Below are 20,757 nucleotides of genomic sequence, written 5' to 3' on the forward strand. Positions count from 1 at the left end.
GGGCCTCCTGTTTGACGTGGCCGCCCCGCCGAAGCCGGTGGAACGGCTGGTGCTGCTCTCGGACCAGTACGTGGGGCACAACGACACGCTCGACCGCCTCCTGCGGGCCGGTTCGCAGCCCGAGCCCGACGCCCACGTCGCCTCCACCCAGCAACTCGCCTCCGCGGCCCGCACCGCCCTCAAGGCGGTCACCGACGAGCGGCTCTACGAAAGCCACGAGGTCTCGGACGCGGTGGTCCGCCTCCAGCCGCTCGCCTTCGTGAGCAGTGCCTCCACGGACCACCGTCCCCCAATGGCCCGCACGCTGACCGCCCTGGCCCCCGAAGCCGCCATGAACCCGCACGTCCACCACGCCGGAGCCCAGTTCGACCGTGCCGTACGCCGCCGCTGACCTCTCGCGACGGCCCACACGCCGAGAAAGGCATCACCCGCCCCTATGACCGACCCCACCGTGCCGGCCTGCGAGCAACTTCTGCTCCTCGCCGCCGACTTCACCCGGCACAACGACGCCCTGACCCGGCTCCGGCTGACCGGCTCCAGCCCCACCACCGCCCTCACCCACCAGACCGCCCTCACCCAGCACCTGGCCTACTCGGCGCTGCACATCGTGGATGCCATCGACGCTCAGTCGATGTATCACAGCCCCGCGATCCGCACCGTGTACGCGCGGGTGCGGCAGCTCGCCTACCTGGCCACGGACGCGGCCGACCATCTCCTTGACGCCGTGGACATCCTGGACAGCGCCCGCGCCGGGCTCCCCGCCCAGGGCGTGCCGCTCGTGACCTATGAGCAAGCCATGGATGAGGCCGGCAGCCGCCTCGCCCTCGTACGGGACCTGACCGCGCTCGGTGCCCATGATGCGGTGACGGCCGCCGAGCTGGTCGTCACCGACCGGCGGCGTCGGGGTGTGTCCCCGCTGCACCAGCCGCCTGCCCTGTCTGCCGCTCAGGACGCCGCGCTGCGTGCCATCGCGCAGGGGGAGGTGACGATCGCCTTCGGCAAGCCGTACGTCCGCCGCGACGACATCCGCCTTTCCATCAGCACCGTCCGCTCCCTGGAGTCCCGCGGCCTGGTGGCCCGCGAACCGTGCCCGCTCTGGCTCCACGACGAGCGGGTCCACCTCACCGCTGACGGGTGCCGCGGCCTGGCTGCCACCTTCGGCCGGCCACGGCGCCCTGCGCTCACAGCCGGCCGCCCGTCCGCCCGTCCGGCCGCGACCGCGGCACGCTCCGCGACCCGATGACCCGCATCTCCGCCCTCTGCCACGCCATACGTCACGACCGCGGATTCCGCCCAGCCCGCGCTCGCACGACCCGCATTGAGGGCGCTCTCTCTTTCTCTACTCCCAGGACAGACTATTTCAGATCAGCCCCAATTCCACTGCCTTTCTCTAGGTGCGGGAGTTCAGTCCAGCACCCTCCTTGCCCTTTCGGCCGAGGGAATCCTCCCAACGGTCGACTGTGCAATATTCGCCGACACCGGATGGGAACCGGAAGCGGTTTACGCCCACGTGGACCGCCTGGAACGAGAGATCGCCGCGCCTGCGGGAATCCCAATATTCCGAGTCTCGTCCGGAAACATTCGCAGTGACGCACTGAACCCGGAGCACCGATTCGCCTCCATGCCCCTCCACATCCTCAACAAGGACGGGCGGCCTGGAATGACCAGAAGGCAGTGCACCGGCGAATACAAGGTAAAACCGATAAAGCAAAAGGTCCGCGAACTGCTCGGATACCCCTACCCCTCGCGCATCCCGAAGGGGGTGTTCGTCGAGCAGTGGGTGGGGATCTCAACCGATGAGTTCCACCGGGCCAAGGACGCCGATGTCAAGTACATGCGCAATCGGCATCCGCTTCTGGACCTCGGCTGGAGCAGAGCGGATTGCATCCGTTACCTGACGTCGCTCGGGCTGGCCGAAACACCGAAATCGAGCTGCCTCGGGTGCCCGTTCCACGGAAATGCCCAGTGGCGGCACATCAGGGACACCTCCCCCTCCGAATGGGCGGACGTCGTCGAATTCGACGCAGCCATCCGGCAGGGAAATGCCCGCGCCAACGCGGCGGGCAGCCGACTGCTCGGCAAGGCATTCCTGCACCGCTCCCGCGTCCCGCTGAGCCAGGCACCGATCGACCACGTCACCCCGGCCGAACGGGCCGCCCTGCGCATCGGCGCGGACGAAGCCGACGAGCTGGAGAGCGGTGTCGTAGACGGCTGCTCGCCGTGGGCGTGCCGCGGGGATGCGGACGCGCTGACGCAGGACGACTTCGGGCTGGCGACGTGATCCTCGATCTCTTCGCGGGGCCGGGCGGCTGGAGCCATGCGCTGGACGTCCTCGGCGTGCGAGATGTCGGTCTGGAGTGGGACGCGTGGGCCTGCAAGACCCGTTCTGCGGCTGGCCAGTTGACGGTACGGGCCGATGTGGCGATGTATCCGACGTGGCCCTTTCTCGGCCGGACGCGCGGGTTGATCGCGTCTCCTCCGTGCCAGGCGTGGAGCATGGCCGGCAAGCGGCTCGGGCTGGTGGATCAGCCGCTGGTGCACCAGGCGGTCGAGGACCTCGCTGCCGGACGCGACACGCGCGAGCGGCTCCTCGCCTCCTGCCGCGACGAGCGCTCTCTCCTCGCGGCCGAGCCGATGCGCTACCTCCACGCTCTGAGCACGGTCGGCGAGCCCGAGTGGGTCGCCATGGAGGAGGTGCCGGACGTCCTGCCGCTGTGGAAGCAGTACGCGAACGTCCTGCGTGGCTGGGGATTCTCGGCATGGTACGGGGTCCTCAACGCCGCCGACTTCGGCGTTCCGCAGACGCGGAGGCGGGCGATCCTGCTTGCCTCCCGGGTCCGTGCGGCGCAGCCTCCCGAGCCGACACATGCCCAGGTCGATGAGCCTGATTCGCTGTTCGGTGCGGGCCGTGCCCGCTGGGTGAGCATGGCTGAGGCTCTGGGGTGGGGTGCGACCGACCGGCCTGTCCCCACCGTCTGCGCCGGCGGCGGACCCGGCGGCGGGCCCGAACCGTTCCCGTCGGGCTCCCGTAAAACGCTCTCCGACGCCCGGGAGCGCGGCACCTGGATGCCCCGGCCGGACGGAGTGGTCCTGCGGTCCCGCCGCGAAGGAGCTGGATGGGCCGCCCGGCACGGCACCGGTGAGAACCGTGCTGCCAGCGCTCCGGTACCGGGGTTCACCGCCGAGGCCCACCGCTGGTCATGGTCGCTGCGCAGCAACAACCAGGCCAACGCCACCATCCGGTCCATCCAGGAGCCGGCGGGCACCCTGTTCTTCGGGCACCGCGCGAACGAGTGCACTTGGGTCGCCGAACCGGCCGCTGCGCCGGCACAGGACACGGACGCCCCCGCTGTGCCGGAGCCGATCCGGATCACCGCCCGGGAGGCCGGCATCCTGCAGACCTTCCCCGCCGACTACCCCTGGGCTGGCAACAAAGGCCAGGTCTTCGGCCAGATTGGCAACGCTGTCCCGCCGTTGCTCGCGGCTCACCTTCTCGCCCCACACCTGCCCGTTTCCTTGAACGCCACCGACTTCACCCTGGCCGCCTGATGTCCCTCCCCCACCCTGACAAAGACGACTTCGTCCCCGTCCCGCCACGACGGCCGCTGGGGTTCTACGCCGAGCAGTCTCTCTTGGGCGCCCTCCTCGTCGACCCCCAGCAACTCAAGAACATTTCCCGGATCGGCCCCGAGAGCTTCGCCGACCGTCACCACGCCGCGCTGTTCGCCGCGATCAGCACCCTGCCGCTGCCCGACCCCGCCGAGCACGCGAAGAACACCAAGTGGCTCGACCAGGTGCTTGCCACGGGGCACGAGCAGGCGCGCGGACTGACCGCCTCCTACCTGCACAACCTCATCCAGCCCTGTCTGTGGCCGGCACACGCACCCGCATACGCGCGGATGGTCGAGGCCGAACACGCCCGCCGCCGTCTCCAGACAGCCGCCGAACGCCTCGTCCAGACCGCCCACGATGCCTCCCTCCCCCAGCCCGTCCCGACGGTGCTCGCCGAGGCCGACGCGCTCGCCGCGGTCGTGGACGACATCGCGATCCACTTCCCGCCGCGCGCCGGAATGCTGCCCCGCACCGCGGCACCACCGCCGGCCATCACGCCCGACCGCACCGAGGCGGTCGAGGAGGAGCAGCTGCTGCTCGCGACCGCCACCGCCCACCCCGCCGACATCGACTCCGTGCGGTGGCTGCTCCCCGAGGACTTCACCCTGCCGCTGCACGCCGGCCTGTGGCAGTGCCTGACCGCCCTAGCCCGCCGCCGTGAGCCTGTCGACCCCGTCACGATCCTGTGGGAGGTCCAGCAGCGCGGTCTGCGGGACGAGGGAAGTGAACCGGGCGAGGTGCTCCGCCTGCTGGCCGAACCGGTCGGTTCCCTGGAGCACTGGGGCGAGCGCACCCTGCAGCGTTCCCTCCTGGCCACCGCCCATCACACCGGCCGGCGCATCGAGGCGTATGCCGGCGACCCGGCGAACACCCCGTTCCAACTCGTCGTCGGTGCCCGCCGGTCCCTCGCCGACATCGGCGCCGTCCGCACCCGCTGGCAGCACGCCACCGCAACGGTCCCGCGGCAGCGACCGCGACCGGCGCCCACCACCCGCGCCGGCCCGCCGACCACCACGGCCGCGCGCACCGCCCGCGCCGCGCGGGCACCCCGATAGCACCCCGCACACGCCGGGTGGCCGGACCCGAAGGCCCGGCCACCGGCAGAAGAGACGACACCCCACGTGACTCCCCCCATCGACGCGCACGTCCTCCTCGACACCCACCCCACCCATCCCAGCTCCGCGAGGTCTCCAACTAGGCTCAGCAGATCCATGACCACATCCGTAACGGCCAGCTCCTCATCCACGCCCACGCCCACGACGGCCACACCACCGTCGCGGTCGGCACCTACCTCGGCCGCAACGACAAGTCCGTCTACCTCCACGGCGAGGACCACCTGCGGCAGATCGTGGAGAGTTTCGACTCGCCTGCCCAGGCCCTGGCGTCCTTCGAACGGTTCTACGGCGACACCGTGTGCCCCGGGTCCGCGCCGATGACCGCCACCGAGCGCGAGGCCGCCGAAGCCCGGGCCTCACTCGGCACACCGACTGCCGAACCCGAACCTCACACACCTGAACCGGAGATCGTGCCCGCCTACACAGCCGACCCAGGCGACCACGACGCCATCCTCGACGAATTCCTCGATGCGAACAGCGACTGGGAGAAATGGCGGACTTGGTCAGACGACACCACCAACGCCATCCACGAGTCACAGACCCTGCGCATCGAACGCGTCCACGAAGCCCACCCCCGCGAGATCGCCTGGACCGTGGCCGCGTACGAGACGCCCGTCTCCGACCGCCTATGGCACCTCACCGCGACCGGTTCCACCCCGGCCCCTGTCCTTCAGACCCTGCTGGACCTTCTCGCCAACGGCGACGGCTGGGACATCCCCCTCGGTAGCCCCGCCGCCAAGAAGAACGTCACCACCGCCACCAAGCCCCTCACAGAGGCCGGTTGGACGCACACCGTCGACGGACGCTGGCTCCGCTGGACGCACCCGTCCAACGACACCGGCGTCCAGTTCGACGCCTTCGCCGCCCAGAGACCGGACAGCCTCCTCCCTACCTGGACCATGTGGGCAGGCCCCAGCATCGACCAGCCCACCTGGGCCCTCCGCGCCTCGCCCTCCGCCCCGGCACTGATGATCGCCGACCTGGCCGAGGTACTCGCCCTTCACACCAGCAACCACCTGCGAACAGCACCTCGTCGCGCAGTGCTCCGAACCACCACCCCACCACCCGGCATCCCGGCTGCCCCCGCACAGTCATCCGGCAGGAGCCTGTGACCGTCACGGACAGCAGCACCACGGCACTGTCGTAGCTCCGCGGGCAGACCGCGCGCGAACCGCCCTGCGGCACACAGCACCGGTCCGTGCGCTCAGCAGTTCAGTCTGGTGACGACCCGATAAGGGCACTGCGCCGAGCCAGGCGAATTCCCCCTGAATGCGGCGCCCATGGAATCGCCACACAACACCACCCTCCGCCACCGGTTCATCTCCAGCCATTCTCTACCGCTAACCAAGACCCCAACCCCCACCACTTGTCATATAAACAGCTTTCAGGCTCGGCGAGAGCGCCCATTCGAGGGACACCGCGAGCAGGTCAACACAGCTAGGCTTCCGCCACGAGTTTCACCGCCCCGTGAAAATTTCAGAGGCGGCTGCAAGCGGGGCTGCGGGGAAGTGGGAAGCGACCAGCACCGGTGGGGATCGGCTCTGGTCAGACACGAAGGACAGGTGCGAAAATGATCATGGTCACCAACGGCACACCGACCAGCGAGATCACCGGAGCACGGTGGACGAAGGCGTCGGCAAGCGATGGAATCGGCGACTGCGTCGAGCTTGCACACGTGAATGAAACCGACGTCGCGGTCCGTGATTCGCGTTTCCCTGACGGTCCCGCGCTGGTATTCACCCGCCCCCAGATCAGGGTCTTCCTCGACAGCGTGTGCCAGGGAGAGTTCAGCTCCACGGCTGTCTAAAAAACGTCGGCCATAGGTTGCCCATCGGCAGATGGCTGTCCATTCTGAGCGCGGGCGGGAGACTCCCGCCCGCGCGAGGAGTGCACATGTCAGATCGGATTCTGGCTCTGGTCGGGCGGCAGGGAGAGCCACCGCCAGCCACGCCGAAAGCAGCGGCGAAGCTCGTCGGTGCACTACTGAAGCGCCTGCGCGTGGATAGCGGGATGACCCAGAGCGAGGTCGTGGTGGCCGTCCCAGAGCTTGGGTCCGTGCCCACGCTCAGCCGCTGCGAGAACGCCGGCGTCACGCTCAAGGCCGATCACGTCTTCGCGCTGCTGCGCTTCTACCGGGCGCCGGAGGACTGCGTCAGGGAAGCGGAGATGCTCCTGCAGTGGCCGCATGAGCGGACATGGTGGTCCTCCTTCGCAGATGTCGCGAGCTCCGCGCTCATGTCCCTGTACTCCCTGGAGTCCACGTCCAAGGTGGTCCAGGTGTATCAGGAGAACAACGTCCCCGGGATGCTCCAGACCGCAGGTTACGCCCGTGCTGTGATGGCGGACTTCGCCCTGGCCCAGGTCGACCCCGAGACGCGGCGCATGTACCTCGCGGCCATCGACCGCCGCCTGGAGATGCGGCTTCGCCGACAGCATCTGCTCGACCAGCCCAACGCCCCCATGTTCAGGGCCGTCATCGCCGAATCCGTGCTCGACAAGGAACTGGGCGGCGTGCGCGTCATGCGGGAGCAACTGCGCCACCTGTACACCATCGCGGAGAACAAGCCCAACGTGCACCTGCGGATCCTGCCGGGGTCGGCCATGCGGCAGGGCTCCCCGCTCCACCCCGCCATAACCCTGTGCAAGCCCCACGACGAGTCCACCGGCCGAGCCGTCTACCTGGAGGACAAGAACGTCGGCGGTAAACTCCTCACCGACACCGCGCAGATCGAGACCTTCATGGCGTCGATGGACCACTGGTGGCGACACGCCCTGTCGAAGACAGAGACAATGGATCGGCTCAACTACTACATCGGCCGACTCGCCGACGAAAGCCCGGAGTAGCCCCCGTCAGCTGATGCGGGCGACCCCGCCGTACTCGATCCACTCCTGGCTCCGCTGCCGCGGAGCCAGATCGCTCTCCGGCAGCCAGCGCGAGACCTCGACCGGCCCGGGGGCCTCCAGGAGATCGAGGCCCTCGAAGAACCGGTCGACCTCGCTGGTCGAGCGGACCTTCCCCCAGGAGTCGCCGGTGATCTTCTGCATGAAGTCGGTGATGCTGCCGCGGAGTTCCGGATCGTCACTGACCAGCTGCGCGATCACCAGGTAACTGCCGCGCGGCAACTGTTGGGAGACTGCCCGGACCAGCTCCCATGGGTCGTGATCGTCGGGAATGCAGTGAAGAACGGAGACGAACAGCGCGGCGACCGGCTGGTCGCCGCGCAGCAGTCGTCGTACCGCACGGCTCTCGAAGATCTCTGTGGTTTCGCGGATATCGGCGTTGAGGACGGCCGTGGTCCTCGGGTCCTCGGCCAGCATCATCTCCCCATGCGCCAGAACTGCGGGATCATTGTCGATGTAGACGACTTCACTGGTCGGATCGACGTCCTGGGCGACCTGGTGCACGTTGGGCCGCGTCGGGAGTCCGGCCCCGTGGTCGAGGAATCTGCGCACGCCCTGCTCGCGTGCGAGATAGCGCACGGCCCTGATGAGGAAAGCCCGGTTGACCCGCGCTAATTCACGGCTACTGGGAGCCAGGCGGAGTAATTCCTCGCACGCTTTTCGATCAACCTGATAGTTGTCCGTGCCGCCCAGAAGGTGGTCGTACATCCTGGCAACGCTTGGCCTGCTGGCATCAACGATGATCCGCTCCCCACACTCTCGGAAGGCATACGTCCCCCCTGAGACGCTGCCGGTACCCGAAGGCAGAGGTCCCATGTTAGGAGGACGAGGCGAGGCAGGGCTAGCCGCACCCGCCAAGGGTGCACCTATTCTGATGGCATTTCGGCCGTCGACTTGACCGTCACGTTGCGGCGCACATCAGCCACTTCATTCAGGAATACGACGCAGGCATATTTCAAAACGTTCGGGCGGGGAGCAGATCCCGCAGAGCCCGGTGACGCAGCAGCTCGAAGTCAGCTTCGGACAGGCCCATCGCATGGCCGGCCTGGAGGGGAGAAAGGCCGAGTTTGTAGCGCAGGACCAGGGCGTCCGCCTGATCACGGCCGAGCAGATGGTGAAGTCCCCGCAGCGGCGCGGTCCGGCGCTCCGAGGCTCTGCGGGAGAGCAGGCCCCAGGCATGTGCAGTCGGTGAGGAAGTGCGAAGTGCCCTCTCCCACTGCTCGCCGAGATCGCGCAGGGCGGCCCGGGCGATGCCCACACCGCCGTGGACCGAACCCGCCACGGCAGTGCCGAAACGTCGGTAGACCACCCAGTGATCGCAGCAGAAAACGGTGTAGGAGACCAGGTGTCGCTGCGTGACCGAAGGGGCCGTCCACGCGGCGAGGTGCCGGTCGTCGAGTTCGGTGTCAGCGCGCAGCCCCGGCGGGCTGGAGCGCATCAGCATGTCGTTCACCTCACAGGGGGGTGCAGGGCAGGACGGAGCGGCACCCGGCTCGCACGTGAGACACCGCGGTGGGCTACAGAGGGGGCGCCGCCGGCCGTCAGGACGCACGGAGGGATCAACGCCGCGCGTGTTCGGCCGCTTCGCCGTGGTGGCGGCGGTGCCGCCCTCGCCCGCGAGACGGGCGAGGGCTTCTTCACGCAGGGTCGCGCCGTCAGACGGTACGGCGGACCTTCAGGTAGGTGACATAGCTGCGGTCGGCCACGGAGGCAGCCGTCATGCCCACCAGGACGGAAGCCGGGAAGGGCTCCTTACGGACGGCCGCTGCTACGAGTACGCCGATCAAGAGCAGAGAGCTGAAGCGCAGCGTGAGGATCACGACGCTCGAAATGGCGGTTTGCAGGAAGGCCGACAGCGGAATGCTAATCTCTGGCGCTGCCGGAAGGACGCTTGCGAGCTTCCGGCGGACGTGCTGAATCAATTTTCGCGCTCCTCGGTGCGTAGTTGAGATGGCACGAGGGAGGGGTCCCGAGTTGGTTGACGTCGCCTCGGGACCCTTTTCCGTGCCCAGTCGGACGCTAGTCGCATTACCCGCTTGCGGTGGCCCCCTGATCCACATGAAAACGGAACCGTGCACTCCCGATAAAGCCATAGCGCAGATCTGTTGTTGACCACTTCTCGACTCAACAGGCCACTGTTGCGGACAGTGAGCGAACCACATCTGGCAATCACGGTCGAAAATGGTCAGGCGGGCTTGAAAATCTCTGGCGCATCGCCCGGTCGCCGCCACTCTTTCCACTCTTTCGAGTGAACTGACGGTCTCAGCCGCTTCGATCCCTGCAAACAGCGGATCCACCACCGGAGATCCTGCTCCTCCGGGCAGCCCTCTCCGGGGCCGCACTTGCCGAGGACTCCTCGACCACGCGCCCCCTGAAGCCCGAGGGATTTGCACCTCCGCTCCGGGTTGCCCGCCCAGCCCCATGCCGGACCCCCGCGGCGGCATCAGCGAGCCCTCCGTCGGAGGCGGTCGTACTCCTTCCGGCGTGCCTCAGCCACCCGTTGAAGATGAGCGAGGGTGCCGTGGCGCCGGTGGCACTTCGGAGCGCACTCGGCGGTCATGCCCGGCGGGTTACCGGTTACGCGTGCGATCTCGTCGCTCGGGCTGCCCGTGTAGGTGAGTGCCTGGTTGTACTCGGCGATCTCGCAGTCCGCGCCGGCCTCGGCCATCTGCAGGTCGAGTCGCCCGGGCATCTGTTCAGGCGCGTCGAACCAGAGCCGGCACCCCCGCTCCCCATACGAGCACGTGCAGGTGCGCATGTCCTCTTTGAGGGCGATCCCGCAGAGCGGGTGCGTCAGGTGCCCGACGAGCACCTCGTGGTCCGTCCAGCGGGCCCCTGCGAAGGTCAGGCGGAACGCGTATGTGTTGACCTGTTTGATGTAGCCCGCCATGTCCAGCCAGTCGGCACCAGAGCGAAAGATCAGAAGTCGCCGCAGCAGGGCGCTCCCGAAAGCCGCCGTCTCCCGCCCAGCTTCTTCGAACCAGCCGTGCTCCTGCGCGAAGGCCCGCTCGCCCGGCGTCAGACCGCGGTACCGGCAGGGCGAGGGCTCGCCATGCTCAGCCCCGGTCCGGAGCCTGATCTCTTCCGCCCTTGCCCAGGCCCGATCAGGAACACCGTCCAGTCGAAGCCTGGCAGTTGTTCCATGGAGCCCGAGGTCAAGCCTGCCGTGTCCGGCTTTGATCAGGCGCAGACCGCTGATCCCGCGCAGGTCATCCCTGCCTCCGGACGAGAACAACCCCCAGGCGATCAGCTCGGCCAGTCCATCAGGGTCGGAGTCGGCCGCGAAGCGAATGACCGTCCGCTGCTCGCCCGGGATGACTCGCAGTACGCGGAGCGGCCGGGTGGTGTAGGTGCTCGGGTACTCCAACAAAGCCCGCAGGACTTGGCTGTCGAGGAACGCCTGGTCACCTCGAGCGAAGGGAATGAGTGGGCTTCCCGACGGAAGTCGATCGATACGTTCCTTGGCACCAGCCCAGGTTTCCCCGGTGTAGCGGCGGCACAGGTCGATCACGTCGTTCTTGGGCATGACAGGCTCCTTCGGCGCTGCCGGACCCAGCGCGGGAAAGAGTTACTGCCTGCGAAAACGAGACTGTGCGCCGTAGAGCAGTACTTGGAGGGCACCTGGGGCTTTCGACACGCTGCGCCATCGGTCCGGGCAGGCGCACGACGAGGGTTCCCTTCAACCCGGACCGAATCTAGCTGAGCCGGAGCGAGGCAGGCAAGCACGTCTCCCCGTGGTCTCTAGTTCGGCCCGTACTTCGCCGGTTCACGGAGTGGAATCCATCAACCCGAGGCAACATGCGCGCCCCAAGTTGATCTCGCACCTGACGGTTACGTGTCGCCAATTCCAGCTAAACGGCCGCCTTCAGGCGGCACAGCTTCTATGCTGGCTGGTGGCGCCTCGGCGCATCCGTGCTCTCCTCACCCCGCATGTCTCGGCAACGAGGCCGGGACTCCAGGAGGGAGGTTGGATATGACAGAACGCCAGCAGGGTCAGGCAGATCACGAAGGGCGAATGGCGGGGCTGGGAAGGCGGCTTCGGGATGTCATCCACCATCGCTGGTGGAAGAGAGTGGTCATGATCGCAATCACCGCTGTCGCGACATCCCTGGCTAACAAACTCGTCGGCCTTCTCTGACCCCTTCCCGGATCTGGTATATCCGGGAAGGGGAGCCCAGAGGTTCGCGGTTGCCGATCCCAGTACAGGGTCTACGTCTTGGGGCGTGGGCCCTGTCTGCTGTCGTCGCCTGCCGGTTCGACACATATAACTTGACTCTTAAGGCTATACACTGCCCGGACTCATAGAGTTAAGCAACGCCTTCCGGTGAAAAAGGCAGGCTGCTGCGTTCGCCGCCGCAACGAACCACGGGCCGTCCAAGTCCTCTCAGCTCACAAGCCGGTCCGGAGCCGGAAGGGCTCGCCCCGTTCGGCGCCGTTACTCCTTCCCAGTGAGAGCCCGACCGCGTCGGCAGACCAGTCGTTCACGGTGGTCTACTATCCGCAGTGCGGCTCGACCACCGCTCCCCGGAGACTTTCGGCCCCTTCCCTCCACGCTCGGGTGAACCGGTCATCTCAAGCAGATTTGTCCGCAACCACATGGGTCTCACACATGTACGTCCCGGGCCGAGGCGTATGGGAGAACCATGAGTCCGTCCAAGCTAGAAGCCGTTCAACTGCGCCGCCTCTACACCGGCGAGGTGTGGCAGCAGGCCCGCCGTCACATCGATCAGCTGCCAGCCGGAGCACCACCCGTCCCCGCCGCCGGGACCCCGGCCCAGGAATGGCTGGAAGCTCGGGTCCTCCTCGGCCTCCTGGAGCACCGGAACGTCTACACACGCTACCCCTTCGGCGTCACGGCCGTTCACCCAGATCCGACCGGCGTCACCCTGCGGGTGGAAAGCGAGCAACGCGCGGCCGAAATCCTCTTCAACCTGCTCCCGGCATCCGGGTCCAACGGCGAAGTCTGGGGAGTACCCGGGCTGCGCATCACCCGACGGCTCGCGACCAGAATCGAGCTACGGGTTCTCGGCCAGCCAGCACGCCTGTGGCTGACAGGGCTGCCCTCGACGGTCTGGCGCAGCGCCGAGAAGCTCATGCTCGAAATGTGGCTCGACGGCGTACAACTGTACTGGCGCTCATCTCCGCGCGCCTGGACTGATGCCGAGCGAGCGCACCAGGCCAGGTGGGACGACGAGGACGACCACTTCGTCCGCGTGCAGCGGCGTGGAGCCTGGCTGGGCAGTGGCCTTCTCCGCCGTCTCGGTCTGCTGCACACCGTCGCCAACACGTTCTTCGTGGACGGCTACCGCGGTTCAGCGTTCGACACGGTGCGCCTGATCCTGCGGTCCTCGCATGTCCTCGACCTGGGACCCGGACCGCACCACATTGCCTCGGCCCTGCTGGACCCGGTGTTCGGCCTGCCCCTTCACCTCAAGAGGTTCCGCGGCGACACCGACGAAAGCTACGGCAGCGACCAGCACTTCGTACTCGCAGACCCCCAGAAGACGGTCCTCCTGGAGCTGCGGACCACGCGCGAACGACCGCCCTCCCGCCTGCCGTCCGAACTCTGGGAACGCATCCTTCGCCGACTGCCCGACAAGGAACTCTTCGCTCCCCTGACACCCAGCACTCTCGCCGGGATGTGCGGCCTCGAAGTAAAGGAGTGAACCGCTGCCCTCCGCGTACACGGCACGATCGGGCCTGAAGGCGCGAAGCCCCTTTCATAGGCCGTCTGGATGATTCATCGGCCGGGCTCTCGTCTGAACGTGGGCCCGGTCGCTCTCTCCGCGTATGGTGCGACGCACGGGCCCAGCGAGGTCCTACCTCCGGCACGCCCACCCGACGGGGCGTGTGGAGATGAGCCAACTCGGCTGGCGTCGCAGCTCCGTACAGTTCGTGCACCGCGGAGGACAGCCGCGCATCCTGGGTCGGGACAGGGAGTCGCGGCGGAAAGCCTTCCGTGAAGAGTACCTGTGTCGAGCGACGCGCCGAGAAGCTCTGTCTGGCCACGGGAATGGCCTGGACCGACGCTCTCAAGCGCGTGAAGTCCCTTCCTCCGAAGTCGCCGCTGGTTCCCGAGGCGCACCCCAGCCAAGCCGTACTGGAGAGCTACGTCCTATCCGGCCTCGCCTGGCCATCGGTGGACACTCGTAACCCCTGGGGCATCCGCTCCGTCATCCCTCGCCCCGGCAGCATCGCCCTGACTTTCGAGAACGACGTCGTCCAAAGTCTCGCCTCGGAATCCATGGCAAAGGAATTGATCCGTGACCTCGTCCCCAGCTTCGACGAATATGGCGACGTCCGCGGCATCCCGGGCGCCCGATTCACTCCAGACAACGACGGCGTGCACGTCCAGCGAATCGGGATGCCAGGTTCCCTCTCGATCTTGGGCATCTCCGCAGAGGACTGGTCCACCGCGTTGACCCTCCAGATGGAAGAGGACAAATCGAGCGGCAGACACTACTGCCATGAACTCAGCCCTGGACGATGGCACCGCAGCGAAACGCCCTTCCGTGAACCCACCACCGACACCGTCCTCGGCCGACATCACTACCGGAAGAAGCCTTCAGCTTGGCTCGCCAGCGGCCTCCTCCGCCGCGCGCCACTGCTTCGGACCATCGGTTTGCCTCTGAGTACCACGGCCTGGACCAATCTCACCGACGACGGCGGCACGAAATGGATCATCGAATACATCAACGTGCCCCTGACCGAGGCACCGTGCTATCACCAGGGCTTCACGAACCTGCTGACGGACCCGGAATGCGGTCTGCCGATCATCGGCACGAACTTGGACTGCTCCTGCGGCCAACCGCCCGAGCACTACTGGGGCTGCCGGTTCTACGCCCGCAGCAGCACCGGACAGCCGGGCGCACTCCAAGTGCGCTTCTCCCGCCGCTCCGGTGACAGAGCCCAATCCTACGAGGCAGAACTGAACGACTATGAAACGCGCCGAAAGCTTTACCAGCCCATCCCCGCATACCTAACGCACCCACATGCCGAGGCACACCGACAACCGGCACCGATCCAGCCTCTATAGCAGTGGATCGCCGGTTGGCCAAACCGGCGATCCACCGCATCATTAGAGGTCCACCGCCACCCCAGTCCGCCCTCGTCGAAAGGCAGCACCCCGCTGACAACCGAATAGGCACGTAATACCCGCGCCCACCCTGTTCGACTGCCCCCGGGCTATGCCGCGTCGTAGCTGAGCCTGAACAGGTCCAGAGCGCGCTCCAGGTCGCGCTCCGTGCGCAGCTGCACCTCCAGGTCGCCCGTGCCATGGTGCCCCAGCCCCGTCACGTCCCGGGTGAACCCGGGAACGAGGTCAACCTCCTTCGGGTCAGCCTTGAGGTAGACAAGGAGCTTGGTCTTCTGCGGCGGGCAAACGCAGGCGAAGTTCTGCAGGAGCTGGTAGGCCCGGTAGTGCTTGCGCCGGACTCGGCTCACGCCGTCTCCCAGTCCGAGCAGTGCTTCGTCGACCGCCTGGACAAGATCGACCAGCACCGCGCTCTGCCCGGCGCCGTTCACCGGAACGGCCGCCGGTCGTCGAGTCCGCCATGCGGCCGGCACCCGGCCGGTGACGGAGGCCACCGTCTCCAGGCCGAGCAGATCGCTACCGAAGAAGCGGTAGCGGACCAGGTCGATGCTGCGCTGATGCTCGCGTACGGCGTGTACGTCATAGCGGGTGAAGTCGCCGGCGATGCAGATCAGCCTCGGTCCGCTCCAGAGCACCTGGGCCGCGGCCGTGCCCCCGAGCCGGTCGCGGACCAGGTGCTCGAACTCGGCCCGGTGGTCCATCAACCATGACAGGTAGAACAGCCCCTGGTGGATCACTCCTGCGTCGGTGCCGCGCTTGTACTCGACGATCACGGGAGCCCCGTTCTCATCGATGCCCAGGGAGTCGATCCGTCCGCCGTGGACCGGCCCTGTGCTGTACTCGCTCGCCAGGAACCGGACACCCAGCAGCGTCTCCATGTGCGCCTCGACGAAACCCTGCACATCTGCCTCAACCTCAGCAAGACGCGGCGTGATCTCGGCCACACCTCTCGTGGTCGTGTGGAACAGCTTCAGGCCCGACACCTTCCCCTCCTCGGCTAGGAGAACATCAACGCCGAGAAGGCACCGGTTTGTTTCCACCAGGGACTTCGGAGTCGTGAAGATGCTGTGAGATCCTACGCACGGCCTCGCCGGGAGACGCTTTGATCCCCGGCCGCCAGGGATCAGCGATTCCCCCATGTGTCCCCCGGGCTCCGGGGGACAGTGTAAGGAACCTGCGTTTGCGCAGGTCAGTCCCCGTAGCTCAGTGGATAGAGCAGGCACCTTCTAAGCGCCTGCTCTATCCCGTGCGTGACAGTCGTTGCGGTCAGTACGCCCTGTTTCCGCAGTTCAGCCCCGATTGTCAGACCCTCCCCGTAGCGTTGTGAGTCCTACTCGTGGCGGCTGCGGGGAGCACCAGTGGACGACGACCTTCAGATCGACAGCGACGAAGACCTCTTCCGTAACCCCGTCTACTACGAACCGGCCGGCCGCAACCTCGACCTGGACCGCGCCGACCTCGGCGTCCCGCAAGGCCAAGACCTCCTGAACGTGCTCCTGCGCATGCGAGGACGTGTCCCCGTCGAAAAGCGCGGGCTCATCTGCCCCGACTGCCGGGACCTCCGCAGCCGGCGCGTCCCCATGTACCTCGTCCAGCGTGACGGCGTATGGCTTGCCTCCCACTACCGGAAACCCGGGGAGAAGCCCATCAGCCACGAGTCCGACGAGCACCTCGCCCGCAAGGAACGCGTCGCGAAGGACTCCGAAGATCACGGCTTCCACGCCGACATCGAATCGCACACCGCAGACGGGCACGCGCGCCTCGATGTACGCATCAACGGCGCCAACGGCATCGTCCTGGGCTACGAGCCTCAGCTGAGCGCCCAGACAACCCGCGGAATGCGTGCACGGGAGGGGTTCCGGCGCCGCGGCGGTATTCAGTCGGTCTGGGACTTCGCCGACCCCGACCACGCAGGCATCGGCACCGTCCCATACGTCCGCACGCCCAACCTGCCGGCCTCCGTTATCCGCGTGCAGAAGAACCCCATCGCGGTCCAGGACGGCAACTTCGTCCTGGAGGAGGGCCAGTGCAGCCAAAACGGCGCGCTCACCCGGTGCCCGGAGAAGCCCTACGACCCGGAGAACCCCACCGACTCCGGGTACTGCGGGGGCTGGCACCGCGTCCTCATGCCCGCCCATCAGTCGAGCACCTTCACAGGGGAAGGCGGTTTAACCCTTACCCGGTTCATCGTGGAAGCTGCGGCCGGTGAGCGGATCCCGTTCCAGCGGGGCGGCCACCACGGTTGGCTCCCCGCACAGCAGTGGCAGCAGTACCTCGAGGCGAACGGGCCCGCCCTGGACGGCAAGGAGCGCCAGCCATCCGTACGACAGGGGGACCGGCGCGGCAGGTGCACCGAGGACCGTCCGACCTCGGAGGTGCGGGCTGAAACGAAGCAGAGACGTGGCAGCCGCGCGATCGTCCTCGAGTCCCGCACCCGGGAAACCGAGGCCGCCAGGCTTCCAGTCGACGCGTCGGGTCAAGCGATCCCACTCTGCCGCTACGGCTGCGGTCAGCCCGCAAGCCTTCCAGGACCCGAAGGACTGCCCGAGCACTTCTCGTGCCGCAGGAAGCATGAGGCGTGATCCATCGGCCACCGCTGACCGCCCCTGGCTGCATCACCTGGTGCCAGAGCCCCTTGCCCGGTTCGGGTGACGGATGTCGCGTTCCCGCCTGGCCGCCCGTCCGACGTGGAGAGGACAGCCACGTGAGCGGCACCCAGTTGTCCTGGGACGACGCCGAAGACGAGGTAGCGCTGGACGTCGTCGCGGACGTGCTGGGTGCGGCGCCCGAGGTGGCCGCTGTGGTACTGAGCCGTTTCCGCGAAGCGGCATCGGCCGCTGTCTTGTCGCGGATCGCGTGACCGCATGGTTCAAGGTCCGGCGGACGCACCAACCGCATCACCGGTTACGGGACAACCTCTGGTTCATCTCCGCACAGAGCTCGCCGGCGTGGGTCGATGCGTACCGATCGGGCGTCCTCAGAAGGAGCCTCAGGCCCCCCACTCCGTATAGTCTCCGATGATCCTGTCGCCGAGGTTGCACCATGCGACGCTCTCCGCGCTCGCCCATACCCAGGGACCGTAGTGCGTGTACTGGTAGCCGCCCAGGGTCTCGCACTTGATCACTTCACGGTACCGTCCCGAGTCGCACCAGGTTTTGTTCCCCTGATGGCCCGCGCTGCCGGTCACCCGTTGGCCCCAACATGAGGCCAGCGCGGAGTCGCTGGACGCGGGGAGGGCGGTCACCGACGAGCCGCTGTCCGCCACCGCGCTCGGTGCGAGCGTCATCGCTCCCCCCAGGACGAGCGCCGTTGAGGCCAATGCCTTTGCGATACGACCTTTGATCATGCAGATCTCCCAGGTGTCGACGAGATGTGTATGCGTCGCCGGCTCGCTCCGCCCGGCGGTTGATCGCTCGTTGACGACCGTAGGCGCAACCCGCGACCCGCGAGCACCCATATGCGCACCGTGACTCTCCAGTTCGTGCACGGTGCACAATTGGGACTGAACCGCACATGCGCACAGGGGGCTGGGAGCACATGGGCATGACCGACCGCAAGGGTTCCCGATTAAGGGGAACCGAGTCGTTCGAGGCAGTCGCCTCGGCCTTGTTCGCCCCGTTGCGGGTGACCGATCCCGGTCCGCAGGGGTTCGAAGCCGTGGTGGACCACGCGGTCATCGGACCCGTGGTCGTCGCCCGTATCCAGGCCACCGCCGCGACGGTGACGCGGGACAACCGCAGCATCACCTCCAGCGACGTGGAGTGGATGCATTTCACTCTGCACCGCCACGGCCCGGTCACGGCGACCCAGGACGACCGGACCACGGCCGTGAGACCCGGTGAACTGTTCGCCTGTGACAACACCCGGCCCTACCGGCTCATCGGTGCCGACCCCAGCGACATGACTGTGCTCTGCGTTCCCCGGGCAAGTCTGGGCAGGCACGCGAACTCCATCAGCCGGCGCACGGCGCTCCCCATATCCACTCAGGGCGGGATCGGCAGACTGCTCGGCCACGCCCTGTCCGCAGCCGACGAGGACCTTCCCCGTCAGCGTGTGTCACGTACGTATCTGGCCGACGCGCTCACCGCACTCCTCCTTGCCGCTTTCGCCGACACCACCCCCGAGCGGGCGTCCGTCGCCAGCGACCTTGCCGACCGTATCCGCGCCTACGCGCTGGCCCAGCTCGGCGACCCCCGCCTCAGTGCGGAACGAGTCGCGCACCAGCACCACATCTCCGTCAGGTACCTCCATGCGCTCTTCAAGGGCAGTGACCTGACCTTCGCCGCCTGGGTCCGCCATGAACGCCTGCTACGGATCCGCCGAGACCTTCTCGACCCCGCCTCCGCGGACATCTCCACGGCCACGATCGCAGCACGATGGGGAGTACACGACACCAAACACCTCGGCAGGTCCCTGAAACGCGAGTTCGGCGAATCCGTCAGCGACCTACGCCGCAAGCAAATGGACTGAGCGGCAGTACGCGCCCGCCGCTCACAGGCCGGATCCCACCCCGGCCCTCCCGCCTTGATCGGATCGCTGCGGCGGCGACGGGGTTTCAGGTCTGCCTGGGGAGGACGCCCGTGGAGGCGTCCTCCTGCTGTTTCGGGACGGGAGCCAGGGATGTGCAGCTCAACGTGCTCAGCTCGCGACGGAGCCGCTGGAGATCGTCGTCTTTGGCGGCCAAGATGGACAGCAGGAGCCGTTGTCGCTCCTTGAGCTGAGTGAGCTCGGTGTGTGTGCGGGCGAGTTTGCCGGTGAGCCGCTGGTTGAGGTCCCGCAGTCGGGTGATGCGGGCCTCGCGGGGGTCGGGCTGCTGGCCGGCTCGGCCCGCCAGAACCGCTGATCGGCCAGATCCCGGAAGCAGGGCGAGAAGTTGTAGCCGAGCAGCGAGAACAACCCGGAACACCATGTCGGAGTACGAGGCGTTGTCGGTGGCGACCATCTCCGGCCGCACCCCGGCGTCCAGGTTCAGCAGGGTGTCCAGGACGTGCAGCGAGTCGCGCGGGGTGCCCGGCACGACCATCTGCCCGATGCCCGCCACCTGATCATTGACCGCCTTCAACCACGTAATGCCGCGCCGCCACGCACTTAGGAGTCCTTGCAGAATGATCTTCGTGTGGCACGGTGGAGGGGTAGGCGACCTCGTTCTTCAGGAGTGAGGATGGCTCAGCCGAAGCCGTGGGAGATCAGTGACGAGCTGTGGGCGATGATCGAACCACTCCTGCCCAGACACGAACGCCGCTACCGGTACCCGGGGCGCAAGCGGATCGATGACCGTAAGACGCTGCAGGGCGTGTTGTTCGTGCTCTACACCGGAATCCAGTGGGAATTCCTCCCACAGGAGCTGGGGTTCGGTTCGGGACCGACGTGCTGGCGGCGCCTGGCCGAGTGGCAGGCGGCCGGCGTGTGGGGTGAGCTTCAGCAGGTTCTGCTGGACCGGTTGCGGGCGGCGGACCGACTGGACTTCTCCCGTGCCACGGTCGATGCCTCTCACGTGCAGGCCAAGCGGGGGCGAAGCCGCCCAAAAGTCGGCCCGAGTCCGGTTGACCGCGCACGGCCGGGCTCGAAACACCATGTGCTGACCGACGGGAACGGTATCCCGTTGCGGGTGTCGCTGACCGGCGCCCACCGCAACGACGTCACCCAGCTCCTGCCGCTGGTCGATGACCTGCCGCCGGTACGGGGCAAGCGGGGCCGCCCCCGCCGCAAACCGCGGGCGCTGTATGCCGACCGCGGGTACGACCACGACATCTACCGCCGACGGCTCCGCGAGCGGAACATCACCCCGAAGATCGCACGTCGCGGGCAGGCCCACGGCTCGGGACTGGGCCGGGTCCGCTGGGTCGCCGAATCCGCCATCGCCCATCTCCACGGCCCGCGCCGCTTACGTATGCGCTGGGAGTCCCGGGACGACATGCACGACGCGTTTCTCCAACTCGCTCAGTGCATGATCCTCACCCGCAGACTCCCATCTTTCTGAAAGCACTCCTTAGCGGCGCAAGCCGCCAGCCAGGCGTGGCGTGCCGACCGCCAGCC

Annotated in this window: 20 protein-coding genes and 1 pseudogene; 14 read left to right on the forward strand and 7 right to left on the reverse strand. The window is 67.4% G+C overall.

From position 1 onward, the window contains the following. Positions 1 to 16 precede the first annotated feature (16 nt). The 8 genes from ABZ370_RS31805 (at position 17) to ABZ370_RS31840 (ending at position 7,571) form a co-directional block, all read left to right on the forward strand. Positions 17 to 391 carry a hypothetical protein gene (locus tag ABZ370_RS31805; protein ID WP_358627657.1) on the forward strand — a complete coding sequence of 125 codons (375 nt, stop codon included), beginning with the start codon at positions 17 to 19 and terminating at the stop codon, positions 389 to 391. Between the two features lie 45 nt (positions 392 to 436). Beyond that, a complete protein-coding gene (locus ABZ370_RS31810; protein WP_358627660.1) occupies positions 437 to 1,243 on the forward strand; it encodes a hypothetical protein in 807 nt (268 codons plus the stop codon). Between the two features lie 114 nt (positions 1,244 to 1,357). Next, positions 1,358 to 2,281, forward strand: a complete 924-nt coding sequence (locus ABZ370_RS31815) for a hypothetical protein (RefSeq protein ID WP_358627741.1) — start codon at positions 1,358 to 1,360, stop codon at positions 2,279 to 2,281. Then, on the forward strand, positions 2,278 to 3,549 hold the full coding sequence (locus ABZ370_RS31820; RefSeq protein ID WP_358627744.1) for a DNA cytosine methyltransferase: 1,272 nt from the start codon (positions 2,278 to 2,280) through the stop codon (positions 3,547 to 3,549). The genes ABZ370_RS31815 and ABZ370_RS31820 overlap by 4 nt, the downstream gene beginning before the upstream one ends. Continuing rightward, complete coding sequence (locus tag ABZ370_RS31825; RefSeq protein WP_358627663.1) at positions 3,549 to 4,667, forward strand: DnaB-like helicase N-terminal domain-containing protein; 1,119 nt, start codon at positions 3,549 to 3,551, stop codon at positions 4,665 to 4,667. Before ABZ370_RS31820 ends, ABZ370_RS31825 begins: the two co-directional genes overlap by 1 nt. 293 nt (positions 4,668 to 4,960) lie before the next feature. After that, the gene (locus tag ABZ370_RS31830; protein ID WP_358627666.1) at positions 4,961 to 5,839 is read left to right on the forward strand and encodes a DUF317 domain-containing protein; all 879 of its coding nucleotides are present in this window, start codon (positions 4,961 to 4,963) and stop codon (positions 5,837 to 5,839) included. Positions 5,840 to 6,297: 458 nt separating this feature from the next. Continuing rightward, on the forward strand, positions 6,298 to 6,534 hold the full coding sequence (locus ABZ370_RS31835) for a DUF397 domain-containing protein (RefSeq protein ID WP_358627669.1): 237 nt from the start codon (positions 6,298 to 6,300) through the stop codon (positions 6,532 to 6,534). An 86-nt stretch (positions 6,535 to 6,620) separates the two neighbouring features. Next, complete coding sequence (locus ABZ370_RS31840) at positions 6,621 to 7,571, forward strand: helix-turn-helix transcriptional regulator (RefSeq protein ID WP_358627672.1); 951 nt, start codon at positions 6,621 to 6,623, stop codon at positions 7,569 to 7,571. A gap of 6 nt (positions 7,572 to 7,577) precedes the next feature. On the opposite strand, the gene ABZ370_RS31845 is transcribed toward ABZ370_RS31840, so the two are convergent. The 4 genes from ABZ370_RS31845 to ABZ370_RS31860 all read right to left on the reverse strand — a co-directional run bounded on the left by ABZ370_RS31845 (position 7,578) and on the right by ABZ370_RS31860 (position 11,154). Beyond that, complete coding sequence (locus ABZ370_RS31845; RefSeq protein ID WP_358627747.1) at positions 7,578 to 8,372, reverse strand: SAM-dependent methyltransferase; 795 nt, start codon at positions 8,370 to 8,372, stop codon at positions 7,578 to 7,580. Positions 8,373 to 8,583: 211 nt separating this feature from the next. Further along, positions 8,584 to 9,072: a hypothetical protein gene (locus ABZ370_RS31850; RefSeq protein WP_358627675.1), complete on the reverse strand. Its 489-nt coding sequence runs from the start codon at positions 9,070 to 9,072 to the stop codon at positions 8,584 to 8,586. Positions 9,073 to 9,283: 211 nt separating this feature from the next. Beyond that, a complete protein-coding gene (locus ABZ370_RS31855; protein WP_358627678.1) occupies positions 9,284 to 9,550 on the reverse strand; it encodes a hypothetical protein in 267 nt (88 codons plus the stop codon). Between the two features lie 521 nt (positions 9,551 to 10,071). Then, positions 10,072 to 11,154, reverse strand: a complete 1,083-nt coding sequence (locus tag ABZ370_RS31860) for a hypothetical protein (RefSeq protein WP_358627681.1) — start codon at positions 11,152 to 11,154, stop codon at positions 10,072 to 10,074. Between the two features lie 1,117 nt (positions 11,155 to 12,271). Between ABZ370_RS31860 and ABZ370_RS31865 the strand changes: the two genes are divergently transcribed. Both ABZ370_RS31865 and ABZ370_RS31870 read left to right on the forward strand, forming a co-directional pair. Then, positions 12,272 to 13,294, forward strand: coding sequence for a hypothetical protein (locus ABZ370_RS31865; RefSeq protein ID WP_358627683.1), 1,023 nt, complete (start codon positions 12,272 to 12,274; stop codon positions 13,292 to 13,294). Positions 13,295 to 13,587: 293 nt separating this feature from the next. Then, the gene (locus ABZ370_RS31870; RefSeq protein WP_358627686.1) at positions 13,588 to 14,664 is read left to right on the forward strand and encodes a hypothetical protein; all 1,077 of its coding nucleotides are present in this window, start codon (positions 13,588 to 13,590) and stop codon (positions 14,662 to 14,664) included. A 149-nt stretch (positions 14,665 to 14,813) separates the two neighbouring features. Here ABZ370_RS31870 and ABZ370_RS31875 read toward each other — a convergent pair whose 3' ends face one another. Then, on the reverse strand, positions 14,814 to 15,704 hold the full coding sequence (locus ABZ370_RS31875) for a DUF5655 domain-containing protein (RefSeq protein ID WP_358627688.1): 891 nt from the start codon (positions 15,702 to 15,704) through the stop codon (positions 14,814 to 14,816). Positions 15,705 to 16,079: 375 nt separating this feature from the next. Here ABZ370_RS31875 and ABZ370_RS31880 point away from each other — a divergent pair, with 375 nt between their 5' ends. Next, positions 16,080 to 17,303, forward strand: coding sequence for a hypothetical protein (locus tag ABZ370_RS31880; protein WP_358627691.1), 1,224 nt, complete (start codon positions 16,080 to 16,082; stop codon positions 17,301 to 17,303). A 122-nt stretch (positions 17,304 to 17,425) separates the two neighbouring features. Then, positions 17,426 to 17,581 carry a hypothetical protein gene (locus tag ABZ370_RS31885; protein ID WP_358627694.1) on the forward strand — a complete coding sequence of 52 codons (156 nt, stop codon included), beginning with the start codon at positions 17,426 to 17,428 and terminating at the stop codon, positions 17,579 to 17,581. Between the two features lie 129 nt (positions 17,582 to 17,710). Here ABZ370_RS31885 and ABZ370_RS31890 read toward each other — a convergent pair whose 3' ends face one another. After that, positions 17,711 to 18,208 (reverse strand): hypothetical protein, encoded by a 498-nt coding sequence (locus ABZ370_RS31890; protein WP_358627697.1) that lies wholly within the window; start codon positions 18,206 to 18,208, stop codon positions 17,711 to 17,713. A gap of 56 nt (positions 18,209 to 18,264) precedes the next feature. On the opposite strand from ABZ370_RS31890, the gene ABZ370_RS31895 reads away from it, so the two are divergent. Continuing rightward, positions 18,265 to 19,191 carry a helix-turn-helix domain-containing protein gene (locus tag ABZ370_RS31895; protein ID WP_358627700.1) on the forward strand — a complete coding sequence of 309 codons (927 nt, stop codon included), beginning with the start codon at positions 18,265 to 18,267 and terminating at the stop codon, positions 19,189 to 19,191. A 357-nt stretch (positions 19,192 to 19,548) separates the two neighbouring features. Here the strand turns inward: ABZ370_RS31895 and ABZ370_RS31900 are convergent. Beyond that, positions 19,549 to 19,798 (reverse strand): annotated as a pseudogene (locus tag ABZ370_RS31900) (Tn3 family transposase); the annotation flags it as partial. A gap of 84 nt (positions 19,799 to 19,882) precedes the next feature. Here ABZ370_RS31900 and ABZ370_RS31905 point away from each other — a divergent pair. Then, a complete protein-coding gene (locus ABZ370_RS31905) occupies positions 19,883 to 20,701 on the forward strand; it encodes an IS5 family transposase (RefSeq protein WP_358627703.1) in 819 nt (272 codons plus the stop codon). The last annotated feature ends 56 nt before the right edge of the window (positions 20,702 to 20,757 follow it).

This window comes from Streptomyces sp. NPDC005962 (assembly GCF_040629205.1).
GTDB lineage: Bacteria > Actinomycetota > Actinomycetes > Streptomycetales > Streptomycetaceae > Streptomyces.

Bases quoted from the DNA above. Each gene is read 5' to 3' on its own strand.
- ABZ370_RS31840 (WP_358627672.1), top strand. From the start codon at position 6,621: ATGTCAGATCGGATTCTGGCTCTGGTCGGGCGGCAGGGAGAGCCACCG.
- ABZ370_RS31835 (WP_358627669.1), top strand. From the start codon at position 6,298: ATGATCATGGTCACCAACGGCACACCGACCAGCGAGATCACCGGAGCA.
- ABZ370_RS31810 (WP_358627660.1), top strand. From the start codon at position 437: ATGACCGACCCCACCGTGCCGGCCTGCGAGCAACTTCTGCTCCTCGCC.
- ABZ370_RS31865 (WP_358627683.1), top strand. From the start codon at position 12,272: ATGAGTCCGTCCAAGCTAGAAGCCGTTCAACTGCGCCGCCTCTACACC.
- ABZ370_RS31860 (WP_358627681.1), bottom strand. From the start codon at position 11,154: ATGCCCAAGAACGACGTGATCGACCTGTGCCGCCGCTACACCGGGGAA.
- ABZ370_RS31905 (WP_358627703.1), top strand. From the start codon at position 19,883: ATGGCTCAGCCGAAGCCGTGGGAGATCAGTGACGAGCTGTGGGCGATG.
- ABZ370_RS31850 (WP_358627675.1), bottom strand. From the start codon at position 9,072: ATGCTGATGCGCTCCAGCCCGCCGGGGCTGCGCGCTGACACCGAACTC.
- ABZ370_RS31825 (WP_358627663.1), top strand. From the start codon at position 3,549: ATGTCCCTCCCCCACCCTGACAAAGACGACTTCGTCCCCGTCCCGCCA.
- ABZ370_RS31895 (WP_358627700.1), top strand. From the start codon at position 18,265: ATGACCGACCGCAAGGGTTCCCGATTAAGGGGAACCGAGTCGTTCGAG.